Source organism: Symbiopectobacterium sp. Eva_TO, assembly GCF_053848865.1.
The window spans coordinates 3,900,012-3,914,442 of the sequence record NZ_JBSPEY010000004.1 but is presented as its reverse complement, the minus strand read 5'-3'; the positions used below and the strand labels follow the sequence as shown (position 1 = coordinate 3,914,442).

Genomic DNA, 14,431 nt, shown 5'->3' with positions numbered 1-14,431 from the left:
TAGCTTCAAAAACGGAAAATAACCGGTGATCAGTTTGTCGCTTTACGCTGCGTAGCATACGCAGGCTCGGCGAGACGACACGACTGTTGATAACGTTCATACAGCGCCTGATAACGGGCCACGCGTGTGGGATCGGGCGTCAAGGTACGCTCGATTTGGCTGGCCATGTGGCGCTGAGCAGTCGGAATGTCGGGGTGTACCCCAGCGGCCACGGCGCCAAAAATAGCCGCTCCCAGTGCGCAGCACTGATCGGACGCCACCACTTGCAACGGCCGATTCATCACATCGGTGCACACTTGCATGATGGTCGGGGATTTGCGAGCGATGCCGCCCAGCGCCAGCAGGTTTTCCACCGGCACCCCTTGTGATTCAAAGCATTCCATAATGGCGCGGGCACCAAAGGCGGTGGCGGCGATAAATCCGCCAAACAGCACCGGGGCATCCGTACCCAGGTTGAGATCGGTGATCACGCCTTTCAGTCGCTGATTGGCAAATGGAGTCCGTCGGCCGTTAAACCAGTCCAACACCACTGGCAGATGATCGAGTGAAGGATTGTCCGCCCAGCGCTGGGTCAGAGATTCCAATAGGTGGGCTTGCGTGTGCGCCAACTGCGGCTGAAGTTCGGGATGTTGTTGGACTGCGAGTTGCAATGACCAACCTAATAACCGGCCAAACCAGGCATACATATCGCCAAACGCGGACTGTCCTGCTTCCAGTCCAACAAAACCGGGCACTACGCTGCCGTCGACTTGACCGCAGATCCCGGCAACCGGAGTGGTCCCTACACGATCCTCATCAGCGATCAGAATATCGCAGGTGGAGGTGCCGATAACTTTGACCAACGTATAGGGCTGTGCGCCCGCGCCCACGGCACCCATGTGGCAGTCAAACGCACCTCCTGCCAGTATGGTGTTGGTGGGAACCCCTAATCGGGCGGCCCATTCGGGAGTGATGGTGCCAACCGGTAAATCGGCGGTCCAGGTGTCGGTGAACAGTGGGTACTGTAAATGGCTGGTCAGCAATGGATCGAGAGCGTGAAGAAAATCTTTTGGCGGAACGCCGCCCCAGTCGGGGTGCCACAGCGATTTATGCCCGGCGCTGCAACGTCCGCGTTTTATGTTGTGCGGCGCTTGAGTCCCCGAGAGTAGGGCCGGAACCCAGTCACACAGTTCAATCCAGGATACCGCCGCCTGATGTACGGCACTGTCGGCGCGCGAGACGTGCAAAATCTTGGCCCAGAACCATTCAGAGGAGTACACACCGCCGATGTATTTTGTGTAATCGGGGAACTGACCGCTACGACACAGCGTATTGATGGCTTCCGCTTCTTCGATGGCAGTGTGATCTTTCCACAGCACAAACATTGCGTTGGGGTTGTCGGCAAATTCCGGGCGTAGCGCCAACACCTGGCCTTGTTCGTCTATCGGGGCCGGTGTTGAGCCTGTGGTATCGACGCCAATGGTGCGGATCTGCATACGCTGCTCGGCGGAGAGTCGCTGCACCACCACCTGCACGGCCTGTTGCAGAGCTTCTATATAGTCGAGTGGATGATGCCGGAATTGATTCTCCGCAGGCAGACAGTAGCGTCCTTCTCGCCTGCGTGGATAGTAGACCACCTCGGTTTCTAACTCCTGTCCAGATTGACAGTCAACGGCCAGTGCGCGCACTGAATCGCTGCCAAAATCCAGGCCGATTGCTGTTGCACCCGCGTTCATCGTTCAGCTCCTGTTGTTGCGTCACAGTGGAGGGGGATCGCGCTTAAAAGTGCGTGTTGTCATGGGACGGGATAAGCGGGAACGCACATTCCGGATGCATATACCATAGTCAGCAGAAAAGCGCGCAGTGAGGAGGGGTTAGCTGGAAGTATGCATTTTTCTGCCACCTGTCATGGTTTTGTGACATCAATCAAAGGTTAACGGCTGGTTAAATTCGCTAAATCTATGCACAAACCTGTCATTGTTTCGGGATGTGATAATGCTCTAGATTCTTGCGCAAAATACCCGCTACAAATACAGCGTCTGAATGTTGCACTGTGGAGGATAAATACTAAGTCCGTGTTTTTTCTCTAACCAGATTGAATGTGTCTTACCGAGAGTGATAACGCAGGTTGTGGAGAGCAACCTGTAAAAAAGAGAACCCCTACCGGAGTGATGTAGCCCCCTGTAACACCAGACAGTAGCTGTATCTCCAGATAAGAGATAGGCTTAGATATATGTCTAACAATCATGCTAATTTTGAAATGACCGGGATCCTGTTAGGGCAAGAAGTCCGTAAGCGTAAAACTCCGCAAGAGAAAATCGCCATCATTCAGCAGACAATGGAGCCGGGGATGAACGTCTCCCATGTAGCCCGCCTGCATGGCATCCAGCCCAGCCTTTTGTTTAAGTGGAAGAAGCAATACCAGGAAGGAAGCCTCACCGCCGTTGCGGCCGGAGAAGAAGTGGTTCCAGCTTCGGCGCTGGCGACTGCCCTCAAGCAGGTCCGGGAGCTACAGCGCCTTCTGGGTAAGAAGACGATGGAAGTTGAGATCCTCAAAGAAGCAGTGGAGTACCGCCAGTCGCGAAAATGGATAGCGCACGCGCCCTTGTTGCCAAAGGACGGGGAATAGCTCTGGTCAGCCGCGCCATGAGCGTGTCGCGTGCGCAGCTGTCACTGCGGGTTAACCGTTCTGCCGACTGGCTGGACAGGCGCAGCAACCGGCGTAATGACGAAGCTGATGCTGAGATATTATCGGACATCCTCCGTATCATCAGCGACATGCCCAGTTACGGTTACCGCCGAGTGTGGGGTATCCTGCGTAAGCAACGTCGTGCAGAGGGACTTCCACCGGTGAACGCCAAACGGCTTTACAGGATAATGAGCGAGCATAACCTGCTGTTGTTGCATGATAAAACTGAACGTCCGAAGCGGGAGCATAAAGGCAAAATCGCGGTAGCAGAGAGCGATATGCGCTGGTGCTCAGATGGCTTCGAGTTCGGTTGTGACAACGGCGAGAAGCTGCGGGTGACGTTCGCACTGGACTGCTGCGACCGGGAGGCCATAGACTGGGCAGCGAGCACCAGGGGTTATGACAGTTCAACCGTGCAGGATGTGATGCTGAGGTCGGTGGAAAAACGCTTCGGTAGCGCGCTGCCGGATAAACCAGTGCAATGGCTGACGGATAATGGTTCAGCGTACACAGCGCATGAAACGCGGAAGTTCGCCAGAGAACTGAATCTGGAGCCCTGCACAACAGCAGTGAGCCGTCCACAGAGTAACGGCATGGCAGAACGGTTCGTGAAGACGATGAAGGAAGATTACATCGCCTTCATGCCAAAACCCGATGTGCGAACAGCGCTGAAGAACCTTGCAGCGGCTTTCAATCATTACAATGAAAACCATCCGCACAGTGCGCTGGGATACAACTCCCCAAGAGAATATCGGCGCCAGCGGGCATCGTTAACTTAAGATACAAAAGCTGTCCGGAGATGGTGGGTCAAGATCACAGGAATTGCATCTGGTGCCAGAAATGACCATGGCAGAAAATATCTACCTGGGTCAATTGCCGCACAAGAAGGGCCTCGTCAACAAATCCCTGTTACGTTACGAATCCAAGTTGCAATTGGAACACCTCGGGCTGGATATCGATCCGGATACGCCGCTCAAATACCTCTCTATCGGGCAATGGCAGATGGTGGAAATTGCCAAAGCGTTGGCCCGTAACGCCAAGATCATCGCCTTTGATGAGCCTACCAGTTCGCTGTCCGCGCGTGAAATCGAGCAGTTGTTTCGCGTGATTCGTGAGCTGCGCAGTGAAGGACGGGTGATCCTGTACGTGTCGCACCGTATGGAAGAGATTTTTGCGCTGAGCGATGCCATCACTGTGTTTAAAGATGGCAAATATGTGCGCACGTTTGACGATACGGCGGCGGTGAATCACTAAATGCTGGTCCAGGCGATGGTCGGGCGCGATTTGGGCGATATCTAAGGTTATGCCCCGCGCGAATTAGGGCCGGAGCGTTTTACGCTGCGCGAGGTAAAAGCGCCAGGCGTGAAGAGTCCGATATCACTCAGCGTCAGGCAGGGCGAAATTGTTGGTCTGTTTGGGCTGGTGGGCGCCGGACGCAGTGAACTGATGAAAGCGCTGTTCGGCGGTACGCGTGTCACCGGCGGTGATGTGCTGCTGGATGGCGAGCCGCAGACGATTAAAACTCCGATGGATGCGATTCGTCAGGGCATCATGCTGTGCCCGGAGGATCGTAAAGCGGACGGCATTATTCCGGTGCATTCGGTACGCGATAACATCAATATCAGCGCGCGTCGCAAGAGTCTCAAAGCCGGGTTTTTCATTAATAACCAGTGGGAAGAAGAGAATGCGGAGCGTCGAATTCAGGCGTTAAACATCAAAACCCCCTCCGCTGAACAGTTGATCATGAACCTTTCTGGTGCAATCAGCAAAAAGCAATTCTAGGCCGTTGGCTCTTCGAAGAGATGAAGGTGATCCTACTGGATGAACCGACGCGTGGCATTGATGTAGGGGCTAAGCATGAAATTTATAACGTGATTTATGCGCTGGCCAAGCAGGGGATCGCGGTGCTGTTTGCCTCAAGCGATTTGCCCGAAGTGCTGGGACTGGCTGACCGTATCATCGTGATGCGCGAAGGTGCCATTTCAGGCGAACTTTCACACGAAGAGGCAAGCGAGCAGAAAGCGCTGAGCCTGGCGATGTTACGAACTCCCGAAATCAACGCTGTAGTCGCGTAAACGCGAAGGAGCACACAATTATGTCAACGGTTACGTCTGCTTCACCTGAAAAAAACTGTAGTGGTCAACTAATATTGGCCACCGCATTAGACTGTATGTAGAACAGTCGCTCAGATTCGTTTGGAGTTAAGCCGCCGTTATACCAGTGAGGCCGGATAGCGCTGTAATACCCCGTGATGTAGCGGATAATCGCGTCCTGGGCTTCGCTGAAGCTGTTGTAACCCTTTGTCGGCACCCATTCTGTCTTCAGGCTGCGGAAGAACCGCTCCATTGGCGCATTATCCCAGCAGTTACCCCGCCGACTCATACTCTGCTTTATCCGGCAGCGCCACAGGGCTTGCCGGTATTGACGGCTGGTATAGTGGCTGCCCTGGTCGCTGTGGAACATGACTCCTGTTGGTTGTCCCCGGAGTTCCCAGGCCATCTGCAACGCTTTAACTGTCAGCGCCGAGTCCGGCGACGTCGACATGGCCCAGCCCACCGGTTTGCGGGCGAACAGGTCTAGCACCACCGCAAGGTAAGCCCAGCATTTGCCCGTCCAGATGTAGGTCACATCGCCGCACCAGACCTGATCCGGCGCGGTAACCGCGAACTGGCGGTTGAGATAGTTCGGTATTTCAACGTGTTCATTGCCGCCGCGTTTGTATTTGTGAGCCGGTCGCTGGCAGCTGGCGATACCCAGCTCCTTCATCAGCTTGCCAGCCAGCGCCCCATTTTGACACCAGAGCTGCCGGTGACGATGGTCGCGATACTTCGAGCGCCGGCAGAGCCGCCGCTGGCGTTCCAGGCTTCCATGACGCGACTACACTTAACCACGCGCTCACCGTCGGGTTCATTAGCGGAAGCCTGCCAGTGCCTGTAGCTGCTGCGATGTACCTCAAAAGTTTGGCACAACGCCGTGACCGGGTATCGCGCCCTCAGCCTGTCGACTACCGTGAACCGTTGAGTGAGTCCGACATTAAGAGCGCCGTAGCCTTTTTTAGGATTTCGTTCTCCATTTCAAGGCATTGGACTTTTTTCTTCATCTCACGCAGCTCGAGCTGTTCAGGGGTAAGAGGAAGTCCCGTTGGCGTTTTTCCCTGTCGTTCAAGGCGAAGCTTATTGACCCAGCGACTAATGGCAGAATGGCTGACATTAACCGCCTCTGCGGCCTTAACGTATGTGTAGCCGTGGTCGACAACCAGCTTTGCGGCTTCGAGCTTAAATTCCGCCGTAAAATGTTTACCCATGAGGTCACCTGTCGTGTTGATGAGGTGAGCATATCACCTCCGCTCAGGTGGCCAGTATCAGTGTGCCACTACAGCAGTAGGGATTGTCGATGAGCGTTTCTTTACTTTGGGTTATGCCAACTGGCTGGGGCTGCCTGCGCCGATTTGGATAACGGTAGTATGCATGATTTTGTTTGGCCTGCTGCTCAATAAAACCACCTTTGGCCGTAATACCCTGGCGATTGGCGGCAATGAGGAGGCGGCGCGTCTGGCCGGTGTACCGGTGGTACGCACCAAAATCATTATTTTTGCTTTGTCTGGGTTGGTATCGGCAGCCGCGGGGATCATTCTGGCATCACGTATGACCAGCGGGCAGCCCATGACCTCTATCGGCTATGAACTGATCGTAATCTCTGCCTGTGTGCTGGGCGGCGTCTCCTTGAAAGGGGGGATTGGCAAGATTTCTTACGTGGTGGCGGGGGGCCTGATCCTCGGTACGGTGGAAAATGCGATGAACCTGCTCAACATTTCGCCGTTTGCTCAGTATGTGGTGCATGGTTTGATTTTGCTCGCCGCGGTTATTTTCGACCGTTACAAACAAATGGCGAAGAAAACCGTATAGCGTATAAGCAGTTAGGTGTTTATAGGCTACTCGCCTAAGAGAATGTCGGGTGCAGATGACAGTGTCACTTATTGCACTGCTACCTGGTTCTGTTTGCACCCGATGATTCCCGGAGGGCCGATGTACCAGCGTATGACGCATGAGTCGCAATCAAACCCATTGCTTCGTGGCTATTCTTTTAACTCTTATCTGGTGGCGGGTTTAACGCCCATTCTGGCTGACGGGCCGCTTGATTTCTTTATCGACCGCCCGGATGGGATGAAAGGCTATATTATTAACCTGACCATCAAAGGCCAAGGTCGGGTATCTGACGGGGAAACTGATTTTTTCTGTAATCCGGGGGATTTACTGCTTTTTCCGCCAAAATCCAAACATTTTTACGGTCTCTCGCCGCACAGTGATTGCTGGTATCACCGCTGGGTCTATTTTCGTCCCCGCGCTTACTGGGCCGATTGGCTGGAATGGAACAGTAAACAGTAGGTAATGCCTTCAAATAGTTGGCTTTTGTGATATTCTGCCGCTATTTGAGGTTTCCACGTGGTTACTGTTTTTGTTCATTGCCCTCGCTGCCATTCAGATAAAGTTTATCGACATGGCCTTAGTCCAACTAAGCGCGAACGCTCCCGGTGTCAGTGCTGTCGCCGTGTATTCCAGCTTACCTACCGCTATAAAGCGCGAAAGCCGGGAGTCAAAGAGCAGATCGTTGATATGGCCTTCAACGGTGCCGGTGTTCGCAATACCGCCAGAACGTTGAAAATCGGCATCAATACGGTCATCCGGGCTTTAAAAAGCTCTCGCCCCGCAGGATAACGTCTTCTCCCGTTGCTCACGCCGACGTCGCCCTTATCTGTGAACTTGATGAGCAATGGAGCTTCGTTGGCAGTCAGGCGCTACAGCACTGGCTTTGGTACGCTTACAATACCAAAACGGGCGGTGTTCTGGCCTACACTTTTGGCCCCCGAACCGATGAGACCTGCCGTGAATTGCTGGCTCTGTTGACACCGTTCAACATCGGCATGATTACCAGTGACAACTGGGGCAGCTATGCAAGAGAGGTTCCGAAGCAGAAACATCTGACTGGCAAGATCTTCACGCAACGCATAGAGCCCGTACCCGCATTAAACGACTGGCGCGTAAAACGATTTGCTTCTCGCGCTCCGTCGAGATCCACGAAAAAGTCATCGGAGCCTTCATCGAAAAACACATGTTCTACTAATTGGAGTCATTACCAATTTTTATACATGGCTTCGGCAGTATTCTTTTCTTATATTTTCACTATTGTCGGCCATTAAAGCGCATACAGGGCTGCCTTTGTTGATGCTATACTCTTGCTAATGCCTTGATGACAAGGACAATACTACCGAGGGGACATTCATGAGTGATACCATTCGCGTCGGGCTGGTAGGGTATGGCTATGCCAGCAAGACGTTTCATGCGCCGTTGATCACCGCTGTGCCGGGTATGGAACTGGTTGCCGTGTCGAGTAGTGATGCGCAAAAAGTGCATGCGGATTGGGCCGACGTCACCGTGGTTGACGATCCGCAAGCGCTGTTCAGCCGTGCAGATATTGACCTGGTTGTTATTCCCACCCCGAATGAAACCCATTTCCCTTTGGCCAAACAGGCGCTGTTAGCGGGAAAACACATGGTGGTTGATAAGCCCTTTACCGTGACGTTGTCACAAGCGAAAGAGCTGGCACAGGTGGCGACACACAGTGGCAAATTACTGTCCGTGTTCCATAACCGTCGCTGGGACAGCGATTTTCTAACGCTAAAACAGTTAGTTGAAACAGATGTGTTGGGTGAAGTGGTTTATCTTGAGTCGCATTTTGACCGTTTCCGCCCGGAAGTGCGCCAGCGTTGGCGTGAAGATGGCAGCGTGGGCAGCGGAATCTGGTATGACTTAGGGCCACATCTGTTAGATCAAGCGTTGCAGCTATTTGGGCTGCCAGTGGCTGTCAATGTGGATCTGGCGCAACTGCGTCCAGGCGGCAAAGCCACAGATTATTTCCATGCCACCTTGATTTATCCACAGCGTCGAGTGGTACTGCATGCCAGTATGCTGGTAGCCGCCGAGTCTGCACGATTTACACTGCACGGTACTAAAGGCAGTTTCATCAAATATGGTCTTGATCCGCAAGAAGATCGTTTGAGGAGCGGTGTACGTCCGCCGCAAACGGATTGGGGGCTGGATTCCCGTCATGGCGTGCTCACATTACATCAGGATGGGGTGATGGCCGAACAGGCGGTAACCACGTTGCCTGGTAACTATCCTGCCTATTACGCTGCGGTGCGTGATGCGTTGCAAGGCAAGGGAGAAAACCCGGTGCCCGCCGCGCAGGCGATACAGGTGATGGAATTGATTGAACTTGGCCTGCTCTCGCATCAGGAACGACGTGCGGTGATGGTTAAAAACCAATAAGACCGAAATCGAATAGTGCCTCATCATTTCATCTCCTTATGATGCAATGTTAGTTTTGATTTTGTTAGCATTTCGTTGATAAAGGCGATCGTAAGATTGCCTGTTTTTTTTCAAAAACAGCAGGTTCCTGTAATGGCTTCATTCTCTCCATTGTCATGGTTACAACGCCTTCGTATTGATAAATTCTTACTGGTATTGATTGTGGTGGTGCTGACAGCATCGGTTTTTCCGTGCGAAGGTAACGTGAAAACGTTCTTTGAATATTTGACCACGGCAGCTATCGCGCTGCTGTTTTTTATGCACGGCGCAAAACTCTCTCGTGAAGCCATTACCGCAGGCATGGGGCATTGGCGTTTGCATCTGGTGGTGTTCGCCAGTACCTTTTTGCTCTTTCCGCTACTGGGCATGGGGATGAACGCACTGGTGCCTACCGTGTTGACACCGACGCTCTATCTTGGGTTTCTCTACCTGTGTGCACTGCCTGCCACGGTACAATCGGCGATTGCCTACACCTCAATGGCGGGGGGCAATGTGGCGGCTGCCATTTGTAGCGCGTCAGCGTCTAGCATCCTTGGCGTGTTTTTATCTCCGATTCTTGTCGGCCTGTTGATGCACACCCAGGGCGGGGAGACGGATACGCTGCACGCGATTGGCTCGATTATCCTGCAACTGATGGTGCCGTTTGTGTTAGGGCATCTTTCTCGTCCATTGATTGCGGACTGGGTCGAACGCCATCGCAAATTGATTAATATTACTGACCGGTCATCGATTCTCCTGGTGGTCTATGTGGCCTTCAGTGAAGCCGTAGTGCAGGGGATTTGGACACAAATTAACGGCTGGTCGTTACTTGCAGTGGTCATTTGTTCGATTCTGCTATTGGCGATTGTACTGGTGGTTAATACGTTGGCTGCGCGTAAATTGGGCTTCAATACCGCAGATGAGATCACCATCGTGTTCTGCGGTTCCAAAAAGAGTCTGGCGAACGGTATTCCTATGGCTAATGTGCTGTTTCCTGCGGCCGCTGTTGGTGCAATGGTGCTGCCGTTGATGATTTTTCATCAGATTCAATTAATGGTGTGCGCCGCGTTTGCACAGCGTTATGCCAATAAAATCTATGGTCACCCCCATTTTTGCAACACTGATCTTTGATTAATGGTGGGCTTGCTTAAATCTATCCGGCGTCTTTATGGCCAAGGATGCCCGCGCCACGATGAGTTTCGCACCTGATATTCCTAAAAAGGCCATCGGCTTCATTGAGCCATTTTCATTTTTTGGTTTTATATCAGGCCGTCAGGCCGTTCATGTCATCAATAATCAGTCTTCGCAAAACCAGATGGGTAACTTCGTTAAATTGCTGACTGTTAGACCAGCATTACTGTTCAAACAGGCTTTGTTGAATAAATAGAAAGTTTGGGTAATCATCGGATCAGATCACCATAGTTGTTTCAACATCAGGTCTCCATGGCAAAACAAAATTTTAAAATCACTAACTGGCCCTCCTATAACAATGCCCTCAAGCAGCGCGGTTCTCTAACCGTATGGCTAGATGAATCAGCCATTGCTGCATGGACGGAAAAAACGACTACTGAACGGCGTGGACGACCGCTCCACTACTCAGATATGGCCATCACCACAGTCCTGATGATGAAACGCGTGTTTGGCCTTTCATTGAGGGCTTTACAGGGTTTTGTTGACTCGATTTTTAAACTGATTAAATTGTCGCTGCATTGTCCAGACTATTCGCTGCTCAGCAAGCGAGCAAAGACAGTGAAGATCAGCATAAAAACGCCAACCCGTGGTGAAATCTCACATCTGGTCATTGATGGAACCGGCCTGAAGGTCTTTGGCTAAGGCGAATGGAAAGTCCGGCAGCATGGTGCCGACAGACGCAGGGTGTGGCGTAAGCTGCATCTGGCAGTAGACAGTGCGACGCATGAGATTATCTGTGCGGATTTGTCGCTCAGTGGTACGACTGATGCCCAGGCTCTACCGGCACTGATAAACCAGACCCACCGGAAAATCAGAGAGGCATCGGCTGACGGCGCTTACGATACAGGTTACTGCCATGATGCTCTGCTGAGGAAGAAAATAAGGCCGCTTATCCCGCCGCGAAGGGGGGCGCAATATTGGCCGGACCACTACCACGAGCGTAACCACGCTGTTGCAAATCAGCGCCTGAGCGGCAGCAAGGATACCTGGAAAAATAAAGTGGGCTATCACCGACGCTCAGTGGCTGAAACGGCCATGTTCCGGTTCAAAACGCTTCTGGGTGGTCATCTAAGTCTGCGTGACTACGATGCTCAGGTGGGTGAAGCCATGGCGATGGTCAAAGCGCTTAACCGGATCACGCTATTAGGAATGCCGAACAGTATTCGCATCACGTAACAATCGACCTGGGGCACAGTCGTTACAAGTTCTGATTTATTCAACAAAGCCGTTCAAACACGGTATTTCGTGTCGTTATTGCCCAAGCTATTCGAGCTAATTTATTTGCTAATGCACAGCACACAACGCAAGAATGTTTCCTGCCCAACTGAGACCTTACCCCATCAGCTAATCTCCCTGATTGATGGTCAATTCTTAGGATAAATACCCGCGCACATTGAACAAGCAATCGGCGAAGGTTTTTATCTCCACGCTTGCTAATACCCAGCAGAGTATTCTTCCCTCCAGTACTGTATTGGCGGGGTACAAGACCGGTGGAAGCGGCAAAATTACGACTGTTTTCATATTGCTTGCCATCGCCTAACTGTGATGACAAAACGCTGGCTGTTATCGGTCCAACACCAGGGATGGTCATTAAATGCTGGCCAGTTTCATCTAGAGAGAGTGCCTGTCCAAGTTCTCTTTCGAGCTCTGCTATCTGCCCAACCAAATATTGGTAATGATCGTGTAATCGAAGCAGCAACTGTGCCAGATAAGGTGGCAAGTCATTATCAGCCAGAACAGCTGAAAGCCTTTTGATTACCGCAATACCTTTCGGCATGCTGAGACCAAACTCCAGTAAAAAAGCATGCATTTGGTTAGTCGTTTTAACGTTGTCTCTGACCAACGACTCCCTGACGCGATGCAAGGCTCGCATAGCCTGCTGAGCCTCAGTTCTTGGCTGCACAAACCGCATGGAAGGGCGTGATCCGGCTTCGCATATTGCTTCGGCATCAACGAAATCGTTCTTGTTGCTCTTGACAAAAGGGCGGACAAACTGCGGAGAGATCAACTTTACTTCATGCCCCAGCTCACTGATCCGACGAGCCATAAAATGGGCACCGGCGCAGGCTTCCATTACAACGGTAGTAGGTGTACACGTAGCCAGAAACTCGATGAGTTTGGTGCGGGTAAACTTTTTCCGCAGTAATGCCTTGCCTGATTTATCCTGACAATGAATGTGAAAAGAATGTTTGCCGAGATCGATACCAATAAACGTGACGTTTTGCATGATGGCCTTCTCCATAAAGAAACACCCTGTCAGCGTACCGCTCACAGGGTGGGGGTGACCATCTCATTAGGCCAAACACGCGTTTCATCATCAGGACTGTGGTGATGGCCATATCTGAGTAGTGGAGCGGTCGTCCACGCCGTTCAGTAGTCGTTTTTTCCGTCCATGCAGCAATGGCTGATTCATCTAGCCATACGGTTAGAGAACCGCGCTGCTTGAGGGCATTGTTATAGGAGGGCCAGTTAGTGATTTTAAAATTTTGCTTTGCCATGGAGACCTGATGTTGAAACAACTATGGTGATCTGATCCGATGATTACCCAAACTTTCTATTTATTCAACAAAGCCCTGCGACAGGGGATAACCGCTGATATTCGTTAACACAATCGCACGGCCGGATAACTCACTGGCGGTGCCAACACCGTAATAGCAATTAAATGCCTCCATTTGGTCGTTGATCATGCCCGGCGACTCACCATCGAAAAAGATTTTTATCAAACAATTAGCATGCAATTTATCAACTACCACAACAGCCTCTTTGTTTTCAGCCACCACGTTACCAATAGTGCCACTGTGGTCATGCATAAAATCTGAGTAAGAACACGCCTCGGGCGTTTTAGGCGTTATGGTAACACTGTAGTGGTCAACTAATATTGGCCACCGCATTAGACTGTATGTAGAACAGTCGCTCAGATTCGTTTGGAGTTAAGCCGCCGTTATACCAGTGAGGCCGGATAGCGCTGTAATACCCCGTGATGTAGCGGATAATCGCGTCCTGGGCTTCGCTGAAGCTGTTGTAACCCTTTGTCGGCACCCATTCTGTCTTCAGGCTGCGGAAGAACCGCTCCATTGGCGCATTATCCCAGCAGTTACCCCGCCGACTCATACTCTGCTTTATCCGGCAGCGCCACAGGGCTTGCCGGTATTGACGGCTGGTATAGTGGCTGCCCTGGTCGCTGTGGAACATGACTCCTGTTGGTTGTCCCCGGAGTTCCCAGGCCATCTGCAACGCTTTAACTGTCAGCGCCGAGTCCGGCGACGTCGACATGGCCCAGCCCACCGGTTTGCGGGCGAACAGGTCTAGCACCACCGCAAGGTAAGCCCAGCATTTGCCCGTCCAGATGTAGGTCACATCGCCGCACCAGACCTGATCCGGCGCGGTAACCGCGAACTGGCGGTTGAGATAGTTCGGTATTTCAACGTGTTCATTGCCGCCGCGTTTGTATTTGTGAGCCGGTCGCTGGCAGCTGGCGATACCCAGCTCCTTCATCAGCTTGCCAGCCAGCCAGCGCCCCATTTTGACACCAGAGCTGCCGGTGACGATGGTCGCGATACTTCGAGCGCCGGCAGAGCCGCCGCTGGCGTTCCAGGCTTCCATGACGCGACTACACTTAACCACGCGCTCACCGTCGGGTTCATTAGCGGAAGCCTGCCAGTGCCTGTAGCTGCTGCGATGTACCTCAAAAGTTTGGCACAACGCCGTGACCGGGTATCGCGCCCTCAGCCTGTCGACTACCGTGAACCGTTGAGTGAGTCCGACATTAAGAGCGCCGTAGCCTTTTTTAGGATTTCGTTCTCCATTTCAAGGCATTGGACTTTTTTCTTCATCTCACGCAGCTCGAGCTGTTCAGGGGTAAGAGGAAGTCCCGTTGGCGTTTTTCCCTGTCGTTCAAGACGAAGCTTATTGACCCAGCGACTAATGGCAGAATGGCTGACATTAACCCATATCGTTATACACATCTTTTGGCCATTTTTTGAACAGGATGCTCAGAACCCCGTGAATTAAGGCATTCAAGCCATCCCATTGGCTTTTTGAGGTTCAAAATGCCACTCTGAGATAAACCCGTAACTCATTGATTAAACAGTGCGTTAGAAAGATGTGTATAACGATATGACATTAACCGCCTCTGCGGCCTTAACGTATGTGTAGCCGTGGTCGACAACCAGCTTTGCGGCTTCGAGCTTAAATTCCGCCGTAAAATGTTTACCCATGAGGTCACCTG

8 protein-coding genes and 8 pseudogenes are annotated in these 14,431 nt (G+C 52.1%); 9 read left to right on the top strand and 7 right to left on the bottom strand.

The genetic code is table 11. The features are described from left to right. Positions 1–29: 29 nt before the first annotated feature. Positions 30–1,715 (bottom strand): ribulokinase, encoded by a 1,686-nt coding sequence (locus ACWWJF_RS23065; protein ID WP_455870671.1) that lies wholly within the window; start codon positions 1,713–1,715, stop codon positions 30–32. A 524-nt stretch (positions 1,716–2,239) separates the two neighbouring features. On the opposite strand from ACWWJF_RS23065, the gene ACWWJF_RS23060 reads away from it, so the two are divergent. Beyond that, positions 2,240–3,447 (top strand): IS3 family transposase gene (locus ACWWJF_RS23060; protein WP_455870574.1). Its coding sequence is split into 2 segments (ribosomal slippage): positions 2,240–2,561 and positions 2,561–3,447, totalling 1,209 coding nucleotides; the frame shifts between segments, so codons are not numbered across the junction. A 37-nt stretch (positions 3,448–3,484) separates the two neighbouring features. Further along, positions 3,485–4,743: pseudogene (gene araG, locus ACWWJF_RS23055) on the top strand (L-arabinose ABC transporter ATP-binding protein AraG); the annotation flags it as partial. A gap of 64 nt (positions 4,744–4,807) precedes the next feature. Here araG and ACWWJF_RS23050 read toward each other — a convergent pair. Beyond that, positions 4,808–5,972 (bottom strand): annotated as a pseudogene (locus ACWWJF_RS23050) (IS3 family transposase). A gap of 73 nt (positions 5,973–6,045) precedes the next feature. On the opposite strand from ACWWJF_RS23050, the pseudogene ACWWJF_RS23045 reads away from it, so the two are divergent. From ACWWJF_RS23045 to ACWWJF_RS23015, 7 genes and pseudogenes are all read left to right on the top strand, one after another. Further along, positions 6,046–6,573: pseudogene (locus tag ACWWJF_RS23045) on the top strand (ABC transporter permease subunit); the annotation flags it as partial. 120 nt (positions 6,574–6,693) lie between these two features. Continuing rightward, positions 6,694–7,047 (top strand): annotated as a pseudogene (araC, locus tag ACWWJF_RS23040) (arabinose operon transcriptional regulator AraC); the annotation flags it as partial. 63 nt (positions 7,048–7,110) lie between these two features. After that, positions 7,111–7,789, top strand: a pseudogene (locus ACWWJF_RS23035) (IS1 family transposase). A 158-nt stretch (positions 7,790–7,947) separates the two neighbouring features. Further along, positions 7,948–8,994 (top strand): oxidoreductase, encoded by a 1,047-nt coding sequence (locus ACWWJF_RS23030; protein ID WP_455870670.1) that lies wholly within the window; start codon positions 7,948–7,950, stop codon positions 8,992–8,994. Positions 8,995–9,144: 150 nt separating this feature from the next. Then, entirely contained in the window at positions 9,145–10,143 is a 999-nt protein-coding gene (locus tag ACWWJF_RS23025) for a bile acid:sodium symporter family protein (protein WP_455871226.1), read from the top strand. 37 nt (positions 10,144–10,180) lie between these two features. Beyond that, positions 10,181–10,399: a hypothetical protein gene (locus ACWWJF_RS23020; protein WP_455870669.1), complete on the top strand. Its 219-nt coding sequence runs from the start codon at positions 10,181–10,183 to the stop codon at positions 10,397–10,399. A 56-nt stretch (positions 10,400–10,455) separates the two neighbouring features. Next, positions 10,456–11,379: pseudogene (locus tag ACWWJF_RS23015) on the top strand (IS5 family transposase). A 40-nt stretch (positions 11,380–11,419) separates the two neighbouring features. Here the strand turns inward: ACWWJF_RS23015 and ACWWJF_RS23010 are convergent. The 5 genes and pseudogenes from ACWWJF_RS23010 to ACWWJF_RS22990 all read right to left on the bottom strand — a co-directional run bounded on the left by ACWWJF_RS23010 (position 11,420) and on the right by ACWWJF_RS22990 (position 14,420). Further along, positions 11,420–12,430, bottom strand: coding sequence for an IS110 family RNA-guided transposase (locus ACWWJF_RS23010; protein ID WP_455871225.1), 1,011 nt, complete (start codon positions 12,428–12,430; stop codon positions 11,420–11,422). 67 nt (positions 12,431–12,497) lie between these two features. Beyond that, positions 12,498–12,701, bottom strand: a pseudogene (locus ACWWJF_RS23005) (transposase); the annotation flags it as partial. Positions 12,702–12,761: 60 nt separating this feature from the next. Beyond that, positions 12,762–13,013 carry a hypothetical protein gene (locus ACWWJF_RS23000; RefSeq protein ID WP_455870668.1) on the bottom strand — a complete coding sequence of 84 codons (252 nt, stop codon included), beginning with the start codon at positions 13,011–13,013 and terminating at the stop codon, positions 12,762–12,764. A 58-nt stretch (positions 13,014–13,071) separates the two neighbouring features. Then, a pseudogene (locus ACWWJF_RS22995) lies at positions 13,072–14,150 on the bottom strand (IS3 family transposase); the annotation flags it as partial. 147 nt (positions 14,151–14,297) lie between these two features. After that, positions 14,298–14,420: a hypothetical protein gene (locus ACWWJF_RS22990; protein ID WP_455868630.1), complete on the bottom strand. Its 123-nt coding sequence runs from the start codon at positions 14,418–14,420 to the stop codon at positions 14,298–14,300. Between the last annotated feature and the right edge of the window lie 11 nt (positions 14,421–14,431).